This window comes from Hoeflea sp. CAU 1731 (genome assembly GCF_039888615.1).
In the GTDB taxonomy this organism is placed as follows: domain Bacteria; phylum Pseudomonadota; class Alphaproteobacteria; order Rhizobiales; family Rhizobiaceae; genus Flavimaribacter.
This window is the reverse complement of record NZ_JBDQQS010000010.1, coordinates 84,414-102,068: the sequence shown is the minus strand read 5'-3', so window position 1 is coordinate 102,068 and position 17,655 is coordinate 84,414. Positions and strand designations below refer to the sequence as shown.

Below are 17,655 nucleotides of genomic sequence, written 5' to 3'. Positions count from 1 at the left end.
GGATAAGCTTGCTACTCCGCCAGCACCCGCTGCGGGGGAAAGCGGATTTCTACAATAGTGCCGTCGCCCGGTTTTGAATCCATCGAGAACTGGGCCCGGTTGGCCTCGGTCATCGCTTTGGCGAGCGGCAGGCCGAGACCCGTGCCTTCTCCGCGCGGACGCGCGCTTTCCGAGACCTGGCGGAATGGTTTCATTGCGTCGGCCAGTTGCTGGTCCGACATTCCGACGCCTGTGTCGCGAATGCGTACGACGACGCCGCCGTCCTTCTCATAGGAGGACGAGACAACCGCCTGTCCGCCGGCCGGCGTGAAACGCACCGCGTTCGAAAGAATATTGATCGCGATTTGCTTGATCGACCGTCGGTCGGCGACGACATCGGGCACCGCGGATGACAGACTGGTGCGGATGATGACGCGCTGCCTGTTCGCCTGCGGCTGGAGAATCGTCACGGCGTCGAGCAGCGTCTGGTTGAGCGAGATGGCCGCGAAGTCCAGTTCCTGTTCGCCGGCCTCGATCTTGGAGATATCGAGCAGATCATTGACGATTTCCAGCACATGCTTGCCGGAACGCCCTATGTCGTTTGCGTATTCCACATAACGGGGGCTGCCGATCGGACCAAAACGCTGTTCGGCCATCAGATCGGAAAAGCCGATAATCGCGTTTAGCGGCGTGCGGATTTCGTGACTGACCCGGGCCAGGAATTCCGATTTGTGGAGGCTGGCCGATTCCGCTTCGCGCTTGGCGCTCTTCAATTCCTCTTCGGCCCGTTTCCATTGGGTGATGTCGCGCATGACGGCGCAATGTCCGTTCGAACCGGACAGGTGGCCGATGGTCATGAAAAGCGGCAGGAAACGCCCGGACGCCTCGCGCCCGATAACCTCTCTGCCGTCATTGAGCACGCTGGCCACGCCATGATCGGAAAGGCTGGCGAGATAGTCCCTGACGGCGCGCTGGCTTTCATGCGCGAACAGATAGGAAAACGGCTTGGCGCGAATTTCATCCTCGTCGTAATCGAACAGCGCCGACGCTGACCGGTTGAGAGACCGGATCGTTCCGTCCTCGCCGAGCAGCACCACGCCGTCGGTTGCGGTTTCCAGGATCGAGCGCAGCTCGTTCACTTCCACTTCCAGCGTAGCAACCTTCCGGGCTTCGGCCGGGTCGCTCTCCGAGGCGAGGTCCTGTTCCTTTTCCGTAACAGGAGTCGGTTCTTCCGGGGGCTGCGCTACATCGGTCGCCAACGGAACAAATGTCAGCATCAGCGCCTTTTTTCCCTCCCAGATCACCGATCGCAATTTCGCATCGACTTCGACGGACTGGCCGTGCAGCGTATGCAACGTCATCGCCGCGCTTTCGGCGTCCAGATCGTCATCGTCCTCCACGCGGCCAAGGATGACGGGAAGTCCGCCCGTCGCGTTGACTTCCTCTGCGCCATCGAAACCCGTCAGCGCCTTGAAGGAGTCATTGGCGAAATAGATGCTGGATCCATTGTGAATGACGGTTGGAACGTCGATCCGGTCCAGTTCGTCGGCGAACAGCTCGCGACCGGACGCGGGCTCGGGCGCGGGAAATGCGGGAAGCTCTTCTTCCGGCGGCGGCGTTGTCTCGTCGCTGTCGTCAAAGGGCGTATCCGCATTGGCGACTGGCGTACCCGGTTCTTCCTGGCTGACGGCCTGTTTCGGCTCGGTTGGCTCTTCGATATCCGAATTGCTTCTCTTGCCGAAAGCTGACAGTTCGTCGGCCGCATGTCCAAGTTTCTCAGCAATTTGCCGGAACGCCATTTTCTCGGCATTGCTTAGGCCGGGCCTCGGCTTGGTGCGGCGATCTTCGAGTTGTATTACCTTTTCGGATTCGGGCTGATCTGTCGTGTCATCGCGGTCAATGGTCTCGCCTGGTTCAGCGGACAGGTCCGCATCCTCATTCGAAATATCACTCTCCAATGCGGTCTGCGGACCGGTTGTCGCCGCCGGGGTCGCTGTCGTTGCTGGCCTGGCGTCGTCGGTCAGGGCCAGGCCTATGCGCTCTGGGTCGTAGCGCGCATCGCCGCAACGCACGATGCCGAAACCGCGGAAGCCGTCAAACACCCGATCACGCGAATAGGTGGGCAATGCCGCGAGATCAACCGGCACGTGAAGCTCTGTTCCTTGAACGGGCCAGAACACGGTCTTGCCTGACCAGGTGTCGCGACGCTGCAGCAACTCGACGATCTCATGCTTCGGGTCGATATTGAAAACCTGCGCGACATCGCTGAATTTGCGGCCGATGACATCGGCGGCGTTCGGGCCGACCACATCGGCGAACTCCGGCGATATTTCGGTGAACTGTCTTTCCGCGTCGATTTTCCATAGAAAGCGGACCGGTCGATTATGCGGGTTGAATACGAAGCTGTCCGCCGCCGCGGCTACAGTCTCCGCCAATTCTGTTTCCGACGCGTCATCTGGTTCTGACGGCGCTTCCGAGGGAGGCTCATTCTCGGCGCCTTTATCGGTAGACTCCGCGCTTTCGTCTCGAACAGGCTTTGCTTCGCCTTCCGTCTCCGACAAAGGCGGGTAGATATTCTTTTCTACCGATACTTCTGCCGTCTCCGAAGGCTGAACCGGAGCGGGGTCGTCGATATCCGCGCCCGGCGTCTGCTTTGAAATTGCGGACTGGTCCAGCTCCGTTTCGAGCGTATCGGTCTCGGTTTCCGACGCGGCTTCGATTTTACCTTCAGGCTCCGAAATATCAGGCGAGACTTCCGGTTCAGGCGCCGGGTCCAGATTTCCGATCGACATTTCGACGGCGAACATCAGGTGCAATTCGTTGTCGTCGTCGATCCGCGCTATGGCCGCAGGAAGATAGCCGAGCGCGGTGCGCACCGGGTGTTTGACCAGCCTGTCGGTATCGCGGGCGACATCCTCGATCAGGCGCTTTCGGGCCGCGTCTTCCATCCCCAGCCGCTGGAATGATTGTGTGGAGGCGACGACGCGCCCCTCTCCATCCAGCACCGCCGCATGCGTGCCCGTGTCCTCGAAACCGCTGATCATGTGACCGGCCCGGTCCTGCGGCGTATCGGATGCTTTCTCCTGCGAACAGGTCAGCAAATAGGCGGGCTCTCCACCGGAAAGCTGTATCCGCTCCATGCCGGCCGAAAGCATGGGGCGACGAAAGCCTGAGCCAATGCGCATCGCAAATCGGTATTGGGTCGACGGGTCGGAGCGATCGGCGGATCGAGTGGCGCTTTGAATTTGCCTGAAGGTGGCCGATCCTGAGGCAAGGCCTTCTTCCAGAAAGTCGTAGAGATTGGCGTAGCCGAAGAGATGAGCGCCGGCGCCGTTCACCCAAAGCAAATCCGTCAGGTTCTGCGCGAGCAGCACTTGTGCGTCGCCACTGGCGAAGCCTTCCCGGATCCGGTCATGAACCGCTATGTCGATGAAGGGATATTGCCGTGAAGGCATTCTCTCACCTACGTTTCAACTCGTCTGCAGCCAATTCATGGATCTGCTGAGCGTATTCATATTAAAGGCTGCCACCGGCGCGCCGGTTCCGAAGCCTGCCTTATTATTAATAGTCTGTTAATAGTCCGCTTGAGGGTTCGGGTCCATATGATGGCGGCTTTCCGAGGCCTTTCAAGCCGGAATTAGTGCCAACAGGGTTAATGGATTTTTGTGCAGCGCAAAAAAATGTTGCAATGCACAAAAAGATGTCCTATATAGGATTCGAAGCAGATGAAACCGGGCGCCTCTAGAGAGGGCCCAAGGAAGGAGCGCCAAAATGGCTACCAAAAAAACCACCACTGAAGACGTATTTGCATTCACCGCTTTCGATCCCGCAAAGTTCGGCGTGTCCTATCGCGAATTCACCGAGAAGGGCATGAGCCAGTCGAAGGAAGCTTATGACAAGTTCAAGACTGCTGCCGAAGATGCTACAAAGACGGTTGAGCAGACTCTGGAATCCGCTCAGGCCGGAACCGTTGAGATGGGTCTCAAGGCCATCGACTCCGTTCGGTCAACCGCCGACAGCTCGCTGACGCACCTCGAGTCACTGATGGGCGTCAAGTCGGTCGCCGAGTTCATTGAACTCCAGTCTGCCTTTGTTCGCAGCCAGGCAGAGAGCGCCGTCAACCAGGTCAAGGGCTTCCAGGACACCGCGCGCAAGGTCGCCGAAGATGTCTCCAAGCCGGGCAAGACCGCCTATGAAAAGGCAGCCAAGAGCTTCAAGGCGTAACTTCAGTTCCTGACAGAGAATGAATTCCAGGCCGGCGGTTTACTCGCCGGCCTTTTGCTTTCTGGCGTCGGAGCCGTGGTTTCTCCAACCGCGCCTCCGGGCGAACAATGGCCTGATGAGACGAAGATCGATCAGCGTGGCGCCGGTTGCCGCGATCACGGCGAGGCAAAGCCCCCATTTCGAAAGGCTTTCCATTGCGCCCTCAATCTGCAGCGCATGGGTGACGGTCGCGGCAACGACGATCGCAGCCAGACCATTATGGACAAGACGCCACGTCGCATAGCGTAATCCCAGGCGGTGACGCAGAATGACGAGCGCCGCCGTCAGCACGATCCCCCACATGGCGATAACCCCGTAAACAGAAAAAGCGGTTGGCGAGACAAGCAGAAGCGCGTCCAGCGTATCGGGAGGACTCGTGATGTAAAGCCCTCCGATGTGGAGGCCTACGCAGGCGACAATCGCCGTCCCGACCCATCGGTGCCATTTACGCTCGGTGATCGCCCTTGCGCCCGGCAGGTATCCTGCGGCGAGCAATGGCTGGATCAACAGCAGCGACAAGCCGACGATTCCGGCAAAACCACCGATGATATAGGCTGTGTTGCGGTAGGACAGATACGGGCTGTTTGCGGCAATCAGGATGGGTCCGATCATCACGATCGCGAGTACGACCCACATCGCGATGGCGACCGCGCGTCTTGCGGATTTCGTCATGGGCGGACGTTCTGCGGCGTCAAACCGGCGCGAGCACAAACTCCGTACTGACTGACGTGTCGCTTGCGCTCGGCATAACGGGGCGCAGGAAGACAGTCTCGTACGCGCCGTCATCATAGGCGAGGTGCGCATGCGGCTGACCGAAATTGGGAACGATCTGCTCCATTTCAAGTCGGAAGCTGCCGTCGGCTGCGGTCAGCACGCTGCCGTGATTTCGCGGTTCCCGTTCTCCGCCGAGCGTTGTCGCGGCCCAGATCTGGATGCGCACGCCCTTCAGTGGCGCGCCGTCGCCTGCGCGGCGAACAGTGCCGGAAACCCAGAAACCCGATCCGAGACGATCGACCATGGGCGCATTCGGTCTGTAATTGTTGCTGCCGCCGCGCATCGACCGGGTCGGCGCAAGTCCGCTTGCTCTTGCTGGCGAGAGCAGCCCAACGGGTTCCAGCGCCGTGAAGGCGCTCGCCAGGCCGGCGGATAAAAGAAAGGAACGACGATTGTAGAAAGGAGATTTCATAGTGGTTTCGCTCTTTAATACTGAATTATCATCCTCCATGTCCCCTTACATACGATCCTACATGAGATGTCGGATCAGCGGAACATGATGGCGTCGCACAATTCTGTGAGGGTTCCACGTCGGCGCAACCACGAGCCGACGCGGATGCGGAGCTGCATTTTTGCAGTTCCGCTCCAAGTTGGTCTTGCCAAATTGATTCCGTCGCCGTATGTCACGCGTTCAGAACGGATGACCCCGCCATGCGGTTGTAGCTCAGTTGGTTAGAGCGCTGGATTGTGGATCCAGAGGTCGGTGGTTCGAGCCCACCCAACCGTACCACTTCCGAAATCCCTAAACCTCGCCCCAGATCGTCCTGGCCGTCTCCACGACAAGCTCAAGCTTGCGGCGCTGGTCGTCGAAGGTCACCGCGTTGCCTTCCTCGGTGGAGGCGAAACCGCATTGCGGCGCGATGCCCAGCTGGTCGAGATCGACGTATTGCGACGCCTCGTCGAACTTCCTCTTCAGATCGTCGATCGACTCGAGCTCACCGGTTTTCGTCGTGATGAAACCGGGCAAAACGCGCTGCTTGCCTTTGGACAGCAGGCGTAGCGGCTCCAGACCGCCGGCGCGGTCCGTGTCGTACTCCATGAAGAAGATGTCGACGCCCGTCTTGTTGAAGACGGCGTCGGCGGCGGGATCGTATGCGCCCTCGGCCGCGTAGGTCGATTTGAAATTGCCGCGACACATGTGCATGCCGATCACCATATCCGAAGGCCTGTCCTTGATCGCCTCATGCATCATCCAGGCGTAGCGGTCTATCAGCCAGTCGGGATCCTGACCTTGCGACTTCTTTTCTTCCCGGTGCTTCGGGTCGCACAGATAGGCGAAAAAGATATCGTCCATCTGCAGGTACCGGCAGCCGGCGTCGTAGAAGGTCTGGACCGCCTTCTTGTAGGTTGCCGCGATATCGCTGAACAGCACGTCGGCGTCCTTGTATTCGGCGGGTCTTATGTCCGCTGGCGCTGTCCGAAAATGGCAGCAGCTCGGTCCCGGGATAGAGATTTTCGGCACGACATTGGTGTTGGCCGCCACGAACCTGAAATGTTCGAGCATCGGATGATCATCGGGAAAATCGAGCTTTCCGGAAATCGTCGGAAAAATCGGTCGAAGCTTCACGCCGGCGAATTGGACGCCCTCGTCGCGTTCTTCCAGGTTGAATCCGGTCAGCATGCCCATGAAGTCGTAGTGCCAGAATGACCGGCGGAATTCACCGTCGGTCACGGCCTTGAGCCCCACGTCCTCCTGCATGCGGATAACGTCCTTGATAGCCTCGTCTTCGACTGATTTCAGTACGTCCGCGGTGATTGCGTTCTCCTGAAATTTCTTGCGCGCTTCGGCGACGCTCGCCGGGCGCAGCAGGCTGCCGACGTGATCGGCGCGAAACGGAGGGGTGAGATCGGACATTGATGTTTCCTTGCTAGTTCTAAACCGGTTCTGAAATAGGGCGCGTTGCTTTAGCCGGGAAGAGTGGCGACTTCCACCAGCGCCTGACGGCGTTCGTTTTCGACCACGGCGATCGCCTCTTCGAGAACGCCGGGAAGGTCCTCGGCCTTCGAGACTTTCTTCGCCCAGCCGCGGCTTGCCGCCGCCGTCAGTGTGAAGTCGGGAGAGGGTTTCAGCGCGGTCAGCGGCATCTTGTTGGCTTTCGCAGCGTAACCGTCCGGATAGAGGCCCGTAACGGATGCGCGCACTGCGCCCCACTCCTCGTTATTGAGGATGATGATGAGCACCGGCAGCTCAAGCGCCTCGGCGATCTGGTGGCAGACTGTGGGATTGGCGAACATGTACGAGCCGTCGCCCATGGTGGCGACGCAAAGCCGGTCCGGATCTGCGAGCTGCGCGCCCATCGCGCAGGGAAAGCTCCAGCCCAGACCGCCTGAATGCGGCTCCTGGAACCAGGAATTTCGCTCGATCCTCTCCAATACGCCCAGTATTGTGCCCAACTCCGAAAAGACGCTGGATTTTTTACCCTTCAGGGCTTCGCCCAGACATTTGCTCGCCCAGGCCTTGGTGATTCCCTGCGCGTTTCTTGCGGCGGCGTCTTCGCGTATCTTCTTGCGGAAGGCGGCTGAGGCTTCCGCCAGCGTGCTTCGTCTCTTTTGCAGCGCCTTCAGGTTTCGTTCGCGACGATTCATTGCCGCAATGAGCGCTGGCAACGTCTCGCTGCTTTCACCCGCGATCGAGAGATCCGACCGGAAGTTTCGAACCGGGAAGCGGCTGAAAACCGGGTCTGGGCCGATATTGATCACGCGAGCCGTCGGATGAAGCCTGTGCATGTCCGGCCACCAGGGCGCGATGCTGTCGAGGATGACGACGACGTCCGCCTTCTCCATCCATGAACCGGGATCGGCTCCCACATGACAGGGATGTTCCGTGGAAATGGCGAGATGCGTCGCCCACCAGGAACTGACGGCAATGCCCCATTCCTCCGCCCAATCGGCGAATGCCTGAAAACTCGCCTCGTCTCCAGCGCCCCGCTGCGCGATCACAAGCGGATTATCAGCCGTCGCCAGCCAGTCGGCCGCGGTTTCTATGTCGCTTGAATTGGGACCGCCGACCACCGGGGCGATCGTTGAAGGTTGTTCGAGATTGGCGGCGGGAATCTGTTCGCACAGAGTTTCGCGGGGCAGAGATAGATAGACAGGGCCTTTCGGGGTGGAATTGGAGATGGCGTGCGCCCTGTCCAGCAGGGAGGCGATCTGCTCCGGAAACTTCAGTTCGTATTCCCACTTGCAGGCCTCGCGCACCAGCGCGGCCTGGTCTCGCATTTCCTGTCCCCATCCGATAGGCACCGTCCGTGCGCCGAAGCGATCACCTTCCGTCACCGGCGTGCGTCCGGACATCATCAGCATGGGAATGTGTTCGCAGGCTGCATTGATGGCGCCGGTTGCGCCATTCGAAAGCCCGACATTGGTGTGCAGCATCACCGCCTGCGCCTGGCCGGAGATCAGGTAGTATCCATGCGCCATGCCAACTGCGGCGTGTTCGTGCGGAATGGTCACTGCCTGCGGGAGCTCGATCGACCGGGCGGCGGCTTCCGCCAACCCTTCGATGATCGGCGGAAAGTCCGTGCCGGAATTGGCGAAGACATAGTCGACGCCGAGCGCTTTCAGTCGGGTGAATATGGCGCCGCCGGCAGTGACGTCTTCTTGCGATTTCGCGTCCATTTTCAAATCCGTTTCGCAGTTCACCTGAGTAACTGGGGTAGCCACAGCGTCAGCGCCGGGAACAGCAGGATGATAACCACTCGAATAATCTCGGCGAAGAAGAAAGGCATGACGCCCTTGAAGGTCTCTATCATCGGAACATTCTTCGCCAACGCGGAAATGACGAACACATTCATCCCCACTGGCGGCGTAATCAGCCCCAGTTCGACCACTATGAGCGCGAGGATGCCGAACCAGATCTTCAGATCTTCCGTGCTCATGCCAAATCCGGCGCCGTCGGCGCCCTGATAGATGCCGCCGTTGATCTCCATCAGCACCGGCCAGAAAAACGGGATAACCAGCAGGATCATCGACAGGCTGTCCATCAGGCAACCGAGCAGGATCAACGCGATCAAGAGCAGCACCATCACCATCATCGGCGTCAGACCGGAGGTGGAAATCCATTCGGCCGTCGCCTGCGGCAGGTTGATCCGCGACATGAAGATCTTCAGGAGTTCCGCGCCGAGCAGGATCAGATAGATCATGCCGCTTGTGCCGGCGGTTTCCTTCAGGGCGTCCTTCATGTCGCCGAAGCTGATCTTGCGCTGCAATGCGCCATAAAGCCAGACAAGCGTCACTCCGACGGCCGCAGCCGGCGTCGGATTGAACAGGCCCGCGTAAATTCCGCCGATGACCAGTCCGAAGATAATCAGAACGGGAATGACGCCAACCGTCGCGCGTACGAATTCGCTTCTGTCGCTGGCGCCGCCGGCGGGGCCGGAATCAGGCACAACAGACACGTAGATCGCGATCGTTAAAAGGAAAAGGATCACCGCCAGAATGCCGGGAATGAAGGCGGCCATGAACATTGTGACGATATTGGCCTCGACGATGATCGCGTAGATGATCAGGACGACCGAGGGCGGAATGAGGATGCCGAGAACGCCTCCGGCTGCGAGCGTGCCGGTGGCCAGCGCGCCGGAATAATTGTAACGCTGCAGTTCCGGCAAGGCCACGCGGCCCATGGTGGAGGCCGTCGCGAGCGACGATCCGCAAACGGCGCCAAAGCCCGCGCAAGCCGCGATTGCGGCCATCGCCGTGCCGCCGCGCAAACGCCCGAGCCATGCGTTCGCCGCCCGGAACAGGGCCTGGCTCAACCCCGCCTTGGCGGCCAGGGCGCCCATGAGAACAAACATGGGCACCACCGAAAGATCGTAGATCGAGAATTGCCCATAGGCGAGCGTCTTGAGCTGGTTCATCAGCAGCGATGGCCCGTTGACGATGGCGATGCCGACGCCGCCCACGAGGATCATCGCATATGCGATCGGCATGCGGAGCGCAATCAGAGCGACAAGGACAACAAGGCTGCCGACGCCGAGAGAAATCGCCTCAGTCATCAAATGTCTTCCCTGCGAGCACCGCTGCGTTCTCGCCGAAAGTGATCAGGGCGGCGATGGCAAGCAGGGCCAGCGAGATCAGAAAGGGGATAAAGGCCATCCAGTGCTGGAACTGTAGAATGGCTGTCGTGTAGCCATATTCCTTCTGATCGAGCATGCCGTCGAACATCCTCCAGCATAGAAGCAGGCTGAATAGAAGCGCGACGATAGAGGCGATCATGGTCAGAAAAGCGATCGTGCGCGGCGAGGCGCGAGACGTGAAAATATCTGCGGTCACATTGCTGTAGGTGAGTTGGCAATAGGGCAGAAAGGAGAAAGCGGCTATCGCCACGCCCACCTCGGTCATCTCGAAATCGCCCGGAAACGGCTTCCAGACGACGCTGCCGATAACGGAAATCATGTTCATCGCGACGACGGCGAGAAGAACGCAGCCGCCCAGCAGAGCCCAACCATGAATGATTTTGCGAGCGGCGCCGATCGGGCCGGCGCCGCCTTTTTCGTCTGCCGTCACGCTAGTTCTGGCTGTGTTGGTCTATGAGTGTCCGGGCCTTCTCGACGAGGCCGGCGCCATCGATACCCTGCGCGCTCACTTCCTCGACCCAGCGGTCGACGACCGGCTCCAGCTTCTCGCGGAAAGCGTCGGTTTCCTCTTCTGTGAGCACGATATGCTCGTTGCCCGCATCGACGGCGATCTTGATGCCGAAGTCGTCGGAATTACGCCAGATTTCTCCGACTTCCGCCCACCATTCCGGTCCGGACGCATCCTTGAAGGCCTTCTTGATGTCGTCGGGAAGGCTGTCCCAGCGATCCTTGTTCATAGAGACCTGGAACGTCGTCGTTCCGAACCGGGCCATGTCCGCGCCTTCGATCTGATACTGGGTCTGGTCCTGGATCTTTAGCGGAGGAATGATTTCCCAGGGAATGAAGGCGCCGTCGACGACGCCCTTGGATAGCGCCTGCGGCAGTTCCGGCACCGGCATAGCCGCTGGTGCTGCGCCCAGCGCCTCAATGATCCATGCGCCTGTGCGGGTCGGGATGCGCATCTTCATGCCTTCCAGGTCCTCGGGCTTGCGCACTTCCTTGTCACGCATGTGGATCGCCTGACCGGCATGAACATGCAGGAACATGACCTCAAGGCCCTTGTACTCGTCCTTCAGGTCATCCTCGAACATGTCGTAGAGCGCCAGATTGGTGGCGACCGGGTCGTTCACGTAGACAAACGGCAGTTCCATCACTTCCGTGCGCGGAAACAGGCCTGGCGTGTATCCGTTGACCGTCCAGATCAGATCGACAACGCCGTCGCGGGCCTGGCCGACAAGCTCTGGAGGACGACCGCCGAGCGACATGGCGGGATAGATCTCGATCTTGACCTTGCCGCCGGAATTTTCCTCGACCTGCTTGGCCCAGGGCTCGAGCATTTGGGTTTGCGCGGGCGCCTTGGCGCCGAGAAGGTGGTGAAGTTTGAAGGTGTATTCCTGCGCCATGGCTCCCGGAACCGCCATGATGGCGACAACGGACGCAGCGGCGAGTGTCTTGATTGAATTGGTCAATCGCATTGGTTTCCTCCCATTTTGACACTTTGAGCTTACATTAGCAGAAGCGTATAAATCTTACATCCTGAAACAATCGTGTCATCTCCCACTGTTACACGTCGCCGAAATTAGCGAAATTGTACGAAAGTACAAATGGTTTTACACGTTGATCGAATTATGCCTCAGGACGATGGTTTGCGCTCAAGAATAGTGTGCGCAAGAAAACGGTAGTCATCGATTGGCATCGCGCTCGTGTCGAGCTCCAGATCGGCCGCGAACTGTTCCCAGAACACCGTGGCGTCCGCCATCCTTGGGGAAAAGCCGAGTTCCTCGACGGTTTTTGCGACCTCGCGCATTTCCGAGGCCCGGCGCTTTCCGTGGGTCAGCGCCCGCTCCATCATGTAAGCCGCCTTGCCCTTCCAGTCGAAGCCCGGATAGGTCACATCGAGCGAACTCAGCACCTCGTCGTCCACGCCCGCCTTGCAACCGGAAAGAACGCATTCGAGGACCAGCGCCTCCAGCCCCTTCATCATGATGCTGCGGATCATCTTGATTGACGATGCGCGACCGATGTCGCCCTCAACCAGCTTTGGCGACATGTTGAGTTGTTCGAGGATCGCAAGTCCTTCGATCGCGTGCGGGCCGCTTAAAAGCACCGGCGCCTTGTGAAGTTTCGGATGCACGGGCGACATCACCGCCGTGTCGACATAGCGGACGCCGCGCGCCTCCATGCGCGCCGCCGATTGCCGCTTGGCGCCGGGCGAACAGGAATTGCAATCGAAAAACACCGCGCCTTCATCAAGAAGAGGCGCGGCGTCCGCGGCGGCTGTTTCAGCCTGGTCGGCTGTGACAAGCGAAAAGATGACGGGCGCCTCGGCGAGCGCTGCGGGCAAATCGGCGAAGCCTGTTACCTGCCAGCGACCATAGGCTTGCCACTTGTCGCGAGCGATTTTGGCGTCGTTTGACTGAGTCTTGATGTCGAAGGCGCGGATCTCAGTGTCGACGCCGTCGCCGCGCCACCCTTCCGCAAAAGCCGCGCCCGCCTCTCCAAAGCCAATAAGCGCTATGGTCGGCCTCTTCTGTTCCTCGGTCATTGTGTCTGTCCGCCAATCGGAATTGTTCCGACCATGCCTATTCAATCATGACCCCGTCTTCAAGCGGTTGTCCGACAATCTGGATAGCCAGACAGAATTCATGGAAACTATGGAGTGTTTGAATTGATGTGAGACATTGATGGAATTTGAATGGGATGAAGACAAAAATCGCCGGAACATCGCAAAGCATGGCGTTAGCTTTGAGCAGGCGCAGAAGATCTTCGACGGATGGACGTCGGTTGGCTTGATGAGCGATTTGAGTATGGAGAAGTGCGTGAAATTAGCCTTGGAATGGTTGATGGAACGGCAATTCTCGTTGGGGCGCACACTGAGAGAGAAGGTGTTTGCCGGACTATTTCAGCAAGGCCAGCGCTTAGAAAGAAGATAAAAATATATGAAAAAGAAATACGAAAAACCTTTGACCACTGAGGAAATCGCAGCCTTGCCGGATAGTGAGATTGATACAAGTGATATACCGGAACTTGATGACAATTTCTGGAAAAATGCGAAAATATCACCGCCCAGAACCAAGCCCAACGTTTCACTGAGGTTGTCAGAAGATGTGGTCAATTTCTTCAACAGGGAAAATCCCAAGGGCTACACCTCTCGCATGGCTGCCGTTTTGAGCGCCTACGTTCAGACGCATCAGACGAAATCCTGATCGGTAATTGAGCAGTGCAGTTTTCGATAGGGATCAATCAACAGAGGCGATTGTGCTGTTCTTGACCAGACAGTGAGTCATTGATTGAACTGGCGAGATTGCGCTCTCTTAGTGAAACTGCGATAAAAATTTAAAATCAAGCGATTATCGGGGTGAGTGGTTTGTTATCGGGTATCCTGGGCGGCATGCAGGCAATCGCCAAAAGACGAAACCTTCTGCACGTCCTGACAGCCCTCGTCGCGATCTTTCTGATCGCATTCGCTTTCTATGTGCTGCACAGGTTTACAGAAAACGTCTCTCTGCAGCAGGTCATGGACGACATTCGTGAGACGCCGACGCGGTCGATCGTTCTTGCGTTCCTGACCATGATGACCAGCTTCACCGCCATTGCCTGCTATGAAATGATGGCCGTCAGGCTGGTTGCGCCTGGAAGAATTCGACTGCGCACGGCCGCCTGGGCGGGCGTCGCCGGTTTCGCGCTGTCGGACGCCATCGGTTTTCACGTCCTGACCGGCGGCGCCTTGCGCTACCGCATCTACAGTCGCGGCGGAATAGAGTTTTCCTCCATTGGCCAGATCATCTTTCTTTCATGGATGTGTCTCTGGCTGGGCGTTGGATCGCTGATCGGTTGCGCGCTGGCGTTTCAGCCGCAAGGCGTCCATCAACTCCTGCCCATCCCGGTTTTCGTGTTGCGCGCAATAGGCGTCTTCATTCTGATCGTGTTCCTGGCGTATTTTGTTTGGATTGCGACAGGCTCTCGCCGCATCGCGTTTCGCGGCATGCAAGTCACTTTGCCTGGATTGCGCGTCGGCCTGTTGCAGCTCTGCGCCGGTTTCGTCGATGTCGGCGCGTCGGCCGCAACGCTTTACGTGTTGCTGCCTGCCGATATCGCAGGATCTCCGGGAAGCTTCTTCATCGTTTACATATCGGCGGTCATTCTGGGCACCGCCAGCCATTCGCCGGGCGGCCTCGGCGTATTCGACGCGACGGTGATCGCCGGGCTGGGCGCAAGCGGAAGACCTGACGTGCTCGGCGCGCTCGTTCTCTACAGGGTGATCTACTATATCGTTCCGGTCGTTCCGGTCGTCTTCGTCATGCTGGCGACAGAGCTTTTCAATGGCGGACGCGCCATTAAGGGCGGCGTCGGCGAGATTGGCCGGGTGACGCAGCCGCTCCTGCCGCCGCTTGCCGCCGGACTGACCTTCGCCGCCGGCTTCGCGCTGATGCTGTCCGGGTCGATCCCGGTTGGCTCGTCCGGGCATGAATGGCTCAAGTCCAACCTGTCGCTGGCGGTTTTCGAATCGTCCCATATGCTGGCGAGCCTTGTCGGACTGGCTCTGATCATCATTGCTCATGCGTTGCTCAGACGCCGTCGCAGCGGATATTACGCTGTTCTCGGGCTTCTGCTTGCTGGCGCTCTTTTCGCGCTCGGCAAGGGGCTGAACCTCTATCTGGCGGCCGGCCTCGTCGTCGTCTTCCTGGTGCTTCTTCCGTTTCGAGAGGCGTTCCATCGCCGGTCAGGAGACTCTTTTCTCGCACTCACGCCGTTCTGGTTGATGCTGATGCTCGTCACGCTTGCGTCTGCTGTCTGGCTCGGTTTCTTCGCCTATCGCAACGCCGCGTTCGCCAGCGATGTCTGGTGGCGATTCGGCTGGGACAGCGACGCATCGCGTTTCCTGCGTTCGGCTTTTGTCATGGTTGTGGCGGTCTTTGCGATCGGTCTTTTCATGATGCTCAACAGGCGCGCCCTCACGATTGGCCCGGGTGAAGCGATTCCGGAAATCGTGCGCGAACTGGTGGCGCAGTCGCCCAAGTCCGAGACGACCATTGCGCTGCTCGGCGACAAGTCGTTTCTGATCTCTCCGCAGGAGAACGCCTTTCTCATGTACGGCGCGAGCGGCCGTACGCTGGTCGCCAAGGGAGATCCGGTGGGAGATCGCGGCGAGGGAGAAAATCTGGCCTGGCGGTTCAGGGAATTGGCCGATCGCGAAGGTTATCGCCCGGCCTTTTACGCCGTTGGAACCGATTATTTGCCTTTTTACGTCGATATGGGCTTGTCGGTTTTGAAGATCGGCGAGGTCGCCCGGGTCGATCTCGCAGGCTTTACGCTTCAAGGGCACGGCAAAAAAGATCTGCGGCATGCGCAGCGGCGCGCCAGGAAGGAGGGCCTGTCATTCGAAATCGTTCCGGCTTCCTGGGTCTCGCCCCACTTGCCGTCTCTGCGCCGGGTCTCGGACGCCTGGCTGGACGGTAAGTCGGGAAGCGAAAAACGCTTTGCGCTCGGAAGTTTCGATGAGGCCTATCTCTTGAATTTCGACATGGCCGTCATTTGGCGCGACGAGGAGATTATCGCGTTCGCCAACATCCTGCGTGGATCCGACCGCGAGGAAATGGCGATCGACCTGATGCGCTCCGTCCCCGGCGCCTCCAACGTGGTGATGGATTATCTCTTTGCCGAATTGCTGCTTTACGCGCAATCGGATCAATACCGCTGGTTCAATCTCGGCGCCGCGCCGCTTGCCGGCCTCGCGGATCACCCGCTCGCCACGACCTGGAACCGGATCGGAACGCAGATCTACAAACGCGGCGAAGATTTCTACCACTTCGAGGGATTACGGTCCTACAAGCAGAAATTCGATCCGGTCTGGACGCCGAACTATCTGGCTTGTCCCGGAGGCTTGGCCGCGCCGCAGGTTCTGCTCGACATCACAGCGCTGATTTCCGGCAGCCGGTTGGGCGTGCTCAAGAAGTGATCAGAACAGGCTGCCCTGTCCTGCCGGTTTCTTCCGGACGGCGGGTTTCGATTTCGCCTTTCCGGATGGTCCGCCGGCTGTGAAGGCGTCGACGCGACCGTCCTTGAACTCGATCGACACAGCGTCGCCGGAAGATAGCGCCGCCGCCTTGTCCACTACGTTCTCGCCGGCGTCGCGAATAACGGCGTAGCCGCGCTGCAGGACGTTCTTGTAGGACATGGAATCAAGCAATCGCCCCGCCTCGTTCAGACGGCGGCGTTGTCTTTCGGAAAGCAGCGAGATCGCCTTGTCGCCGCGTCCGGCAAGGCCCTGCAGGCCTGTGCGTCCGTGGTCAATGCGCGCGAGCGCTGGCCTTAGCGAAAGACGGCTTGCCGCGTTGGACAGCCTTCCTGCGAGCCGGTCCTGCATGCGCTCGACGCGCCGGTCATAGGCGTTCGCCAGTTCGCCGATGCGCTGACGCTTCTGCAGGAACCTCCGCAACAGGGATTCCGGCGTTATCCGCTGGGCGCGGCGTTCGAAGTCGCGTCTCTTGTTGGCCGTGTTCAGTTGCAGCGCCCGGCCGAGATTGCCGGCCGACTCGTCGAAGCGGCGGCGCGGAAGGGCAAGCAACATGTCGATGGAAGGCAGCGCGCGGGCCATCGCGCGCACGGCCTGGCGTCTGGCGTCGAGAAGCCGCGTCAGCCCTCCGGAGTGGCGCGCGGCCAGCGCCGCGAGATTGGCTTCCAGGTCCGCCTTGACCGGAACGGCCATTTCGGCCGCGCCCGTTGGCGTCGGAGCGCGGCGGTCCGCGACATGGTCGATCAGGGTCCAGTCGGTCTCGTGGCCGACGGCGGAAATCAGCGGAATGCTCGACGCCGCCGAGGCTCTCACGACCTCTTCGTCGTTGAAGCCCCAGAGATCCTCCAGACTTCCGCCCCCGCGTGCGACGATCAACAGGTCCGGCCGCGGAATGGCCCCGTCCTTGTCGAGAGCGTTGAAGCCGTTGATCGCGGCCGCAACTTCCGGTCCGCTGGTTTCGCCCTGGACGCGCACAGGCCAGACGACGACATGCACTGGAAAGCGGTCGCTGATCCGGTGAAGGATATCGCGGATCACCGCCCCGGTCGGCGAGGTGATGACGCCGATGACCCTGGGCATGTAGGGCAGGGGCAGCTTGCGATCGTCGTCGAACAGGCCCTCGGCGGCGAGTTTCTTTCGTCGCTCCTCCAGGAGCGCCATCAAGGCGCCGGCCCCGGCCGGTTCAAGCTGCTCGATGACGATCTGATATTTGGAGGAGCCCGGATAGGTTGTGACCTTTCCGGTCGCGATCATCTCCATGCCTTCTTCGGGCTTGAATTTCAGTCGGGAGAATACGCCGCGCCAGATCACCGCCTCGATGCGCGCCCGATCGTCCTTCAGGGAGAAATAGGCGTGTCCCGACGAATGCGGTCCGCGAAAGCCGGAAATTTCGCCGCGCAGGCGCACATGCCCGAAAGCGTCCTCGACGGTGCGCTTGATCGAACCGGAAATCTCGCTGACGGTGTATTCCGTCAGATTGCTGGGCGAATCGTTCGTCTGCTGTGTCGACATGGTCCCATAGCGCCTGTTTCGGGCGGCGAGGTCAAG

At 59.5% G+C, this 17,655-nt stretch carries 14 protein-coding genes and 1 tRNA gene; 5 read left to right on the top strand and 10 right to left on the bottom strand.

Features of this window, described 5'->3' with window-relative positions:
• Positions 1 to 11: 11 nt before the first annotated feature.
• Positions 12 to 3,434 (bottom strand): ATP-binding protein, encoded by a 3,423-nt coding sequence (locus tag AAFN47_RS16925; RefSeq protein WP_499810426.1) that lies wholly within the window; start codon positions 3,432 to 3,434, stop codon positions 12 to 14.
• A gap of 316 nt (positions 3,435 to 3,750) precedes the next feature.
• On the opposite strand from AAFN47_RS16925, the gene AAFN47_RS16920 reads away from it, so the two are divergent.
• Positions 3,751 to 4,203 (top strand): phasin family protein, encoded by a 453-nt coding sequence (locus AAFN47_RS16920; protein ID WP_499810425.1) that lies wholly within the window; start codon positions 3,751 to 3,753, stop codon positions 4,201 to 4,203.
• Positions 4,204 to 4,242: 39 nt separating this feature from the next.
• Here AAFN47_RS16920 and AAFN47_RS16915 read toward each other — a convergent pair whose 3' ends face one another.
• Positions 4,243 to 4,914, bottom strand: a complete 672-nt coding sequence (locus AAFN47_RS16915; RefSeq protein ID WP_499810424.1) for a ferric reductase-like transmembrane domain-containing protein — start codon at positions 4,912 to 4,914, stop codon at positions 4,243 to 4,245.
• Between the two features lie 19 nt (positions 4,915 to 4,933).
• Positions 4,934 to 5,428 (bottom strand): twin-arginine translocation pathway signal, encoded by a 495-nt coding sequence (locus tag AAFN47_RS16910; protein ID WP_499810423.1) that lies wholly within the window; start codon positions 5,426 to 5,428, stop codon positions 4,934 to 4,936.
• A gap of 241 nt (positions 5,429 to 5,669) precedes the next feature.
• Between AAFN47_RS16910 and AAFN47_RS16905 the strand changes: the two genes are divergently transcribed.
• A tRNA-His gene (locus AAFN47_RS16905) sits at positions 5,670 to 5,746 on the top strand.
• Positions 5,747 to 5,758: 12 nt separating this feature from the next.
• On the opposite strand, the gene AAFN47_RS16900 is transcribed toward AAFN47_RS16905, so the two are convergent.
• The 6 genes from AAFN47_RS16900 to AAFN47_RS16875 form a co-directional block, all read right to left on the bottom strand.
• Positions 5,759 to 6,871 carry a 5-methyltetrahydropteroyltriglutamate--homocysteine S-methyltransferase gene (locus AAFN47_RS16900; protein WP_499810422.1) on the bottom strand — a complete coding sequence of 371 codons (1,113 nt, stop codon included), beginning with the start codon at positions 6,869 to 6,871 and terminating at the stop codon, positions 5,759 to 5,761.
• 50 nt (positions 6,872 to 6,921) lie between these two features.
• On the bottom strand, positions 6,922 to 8,634 hold the full coding sequence (locus tag AAFN47_RS16895) for a thiamine pyrophosphate-requiring protein (protein WP_499810421.1): 1,713 nt from the start codon (positions 8,632 to 8,634) through the stop codon (positions 6,922 to 6,924).
• 20 nt (positions 8,635 to 8,654) lie between these two features.
• Positions 8,655 to 10,010 carry a TRAP transporter large permease gene (locus AAFN47_RS16890; protein ID WP_499810420.1) on the bottom strand — a complete coding sequence of 452 codons (1,356 nt, stop codon included), beginning with the start codon at positions 10,008 to 10,010 and terminating at the stop codon, positions 8,655 to 8,657.
• Positions 10,003 to 10,521, bottom strand: a complete 519-nt coding sequence (locus tag AAFN47_RS16885) for a TRAP transporter small permease (protein ID WP_499810419.1) — start codon at positions 10,519 to 10,521, stop codon at positions 10,003 to 10,005. The genes AAFN47_RS16890 and AAFN47_RS16885 overlap by 8 nt, the downstream gene beginning before the upstream one ends.
• Position 10,522: 1 nt before the next feature.
• Positions 10,523 to 11,512: a TRAP transporter substrate-binding protein gene (locus tag AAFN47_RS16880; protein ID WP_499810556.1), complete on the bottom strand. Its 990-nt coding sequence runs from the start codon at positions 11,510 to 11,512 to the stop codon at positions 10,523 to 10,525.
• A gap of 212 nt (positions 11,513 to 11,724) precedes the next feature.
• Entirely contained in the window at positions 11,725 to 12,636 is a 912-nt protein-coding gene (locus tag AAFN47_RS16875; protein ID WP_499810418.1) for an NAD(P)-dependent oxidoreductase, read from the bottom strand.
• A 139-nt stretch (positions 12,637 to 12,775) separates the two neighbouring features.
• On the opposite strand from AAFN47_RS16875, the gene AAFN47_RS16870 reads away from it, so the two are divergent.
• From AAFN47_RS16870 to mprF, 3 genes are all read left to right on the top strand, one after another.
• Positions 12,776 to 13,024, top strand: coding sequence for a BrnT family toxin (locus AAFN47_RS16870; RefSeq protein WP_499810417.1), 249 nt, complete (start codon positions 12,776 to 12,778; stop codon positions 13,022 to 13,024).
• 6 nt (positions 13,025 to 13,030) lie between these two features.
• Positions 13,031 to 13,297, top strand: coding sequence for a BrnA antitoxin family protein (locus AAFN47_RS16865; protein ID WP_499810416.1), 267 nt, complete (start codon positions 13,031 to 13,033; stop codon positions 13,295 to 13,297).
• Between the two features lie 152 nt (positions 13,298 to 13,449).
• Positions 13,450 to 16,050 (top strand): bifunctional lysylphosphatidylglycerol flippase/synthetase MprF, encoded by a 2,601-nt coding sequence (gene mprF / locus AAFN47_RS16860; protein WP_499810415.1) that lies wholly within the window; start codon positions 13,450 to 13,452, stop codon positions 16,048 to 16,050.
• Here mprF and xseA read toward each other — a convergent pair whose 3' ends face one another.
• Positions 16,051 to 17,619, bottom strand: coding sequence for an exodeoxyribonuclease VII large subunit (gene xseA, locus AAFN47_RS16855; protein WP_499810414.1), 1,569 nt, complete (start codon positions 17,617 to 17,619; stop codon positions 16,051 to 16,053). It abuts the gene before it with no gap.
• Positions 17,620 to 17,655 lie beyond the last annotated feature (36 nt).

Coding starts and splice junctions, on each gene's coding strand:
- xseA (WP_499810414.1), bottom strand. CDS start 17,619: ATGTCGACACAGCAGACGAACGATTCGCCCAGCAATCTGACGGAATAC.
- AAFN47_RS16910 (WP_499810423.1), bottom strand. CDS start 5,428: ATGAAATCTCCTTTCTACAATCGTCGTTCCTTTCTTTTATCCGCCGGC.
- AAFN47_RS16875 (WP_499810418.1), bottom strand. CDS start 12,636: ATGACCGAGGAACAGAAGAGGCCGACCATAGCGCTTATTGGCTTTGGA.
- AAFN47_RS16925 (WP_499810426.1), bottom strand. CDS start 3,434: ATGCCTTCACGGCAATATCCCTTCATCGACATAGCGGTTCATGACCGG.
- AAFN47_RS16920 (WP_499810425.1), top strand. CDS start 3,751: ATGGCTACCAAAAAAACCACCACTGAAGACGTATTTGCATTCACCGCT.
- AAFN47_RS16870 (WP_499810417.1), top strand. CDS start 12,776: ATGGAATTTGAATGGGATGAAGACAAAAATCGCCGGAACATCGCAAAG.
- AAFN47_RS16895 (WP_499810421.1), bottom strand. CDS start 8,634: ATGGACGCGAAATCGCAAGAAGACGTCACTGCCGGCGGCGCCATATTC.
- AAFN47_RS16890 (WP_499810420.1), bottom strand. CDS start 10,010: ATGACTGAGGCGATTTCTCTCGGCGTCGGCAGCCTTGTTGTCCTTGTC.
- AAFN47_RS16900 (WP_499810422.1), bottom strand. CDS start 6,871: ATGTCCGATCTCACCCCTCCGTTTCGCGCCGATCACGTCGGCAGCCTG.
- AAFN47_RS16880 (WP_499810556.1), bottom strand. CDS start 11,512: ATGGCGGTTCCGGGAGCCATGGCGCAGGAATACACCTTCAAACTTCAC.
- AAFN47_RS16865 (WP_499810416.1), top strand. CDS start 13,031: ATGAAAAAGAAATACGAAAAACCTTTGACCACTGAGGAAATCGCAGCC.
- AAFN47_RS16915 (WP_499810424.1), bottom strand. CDS start 4,914: ATGACGAAATCCGCAAGACGCGCGGTCGCCATCGCGATGTGGGTCGTA.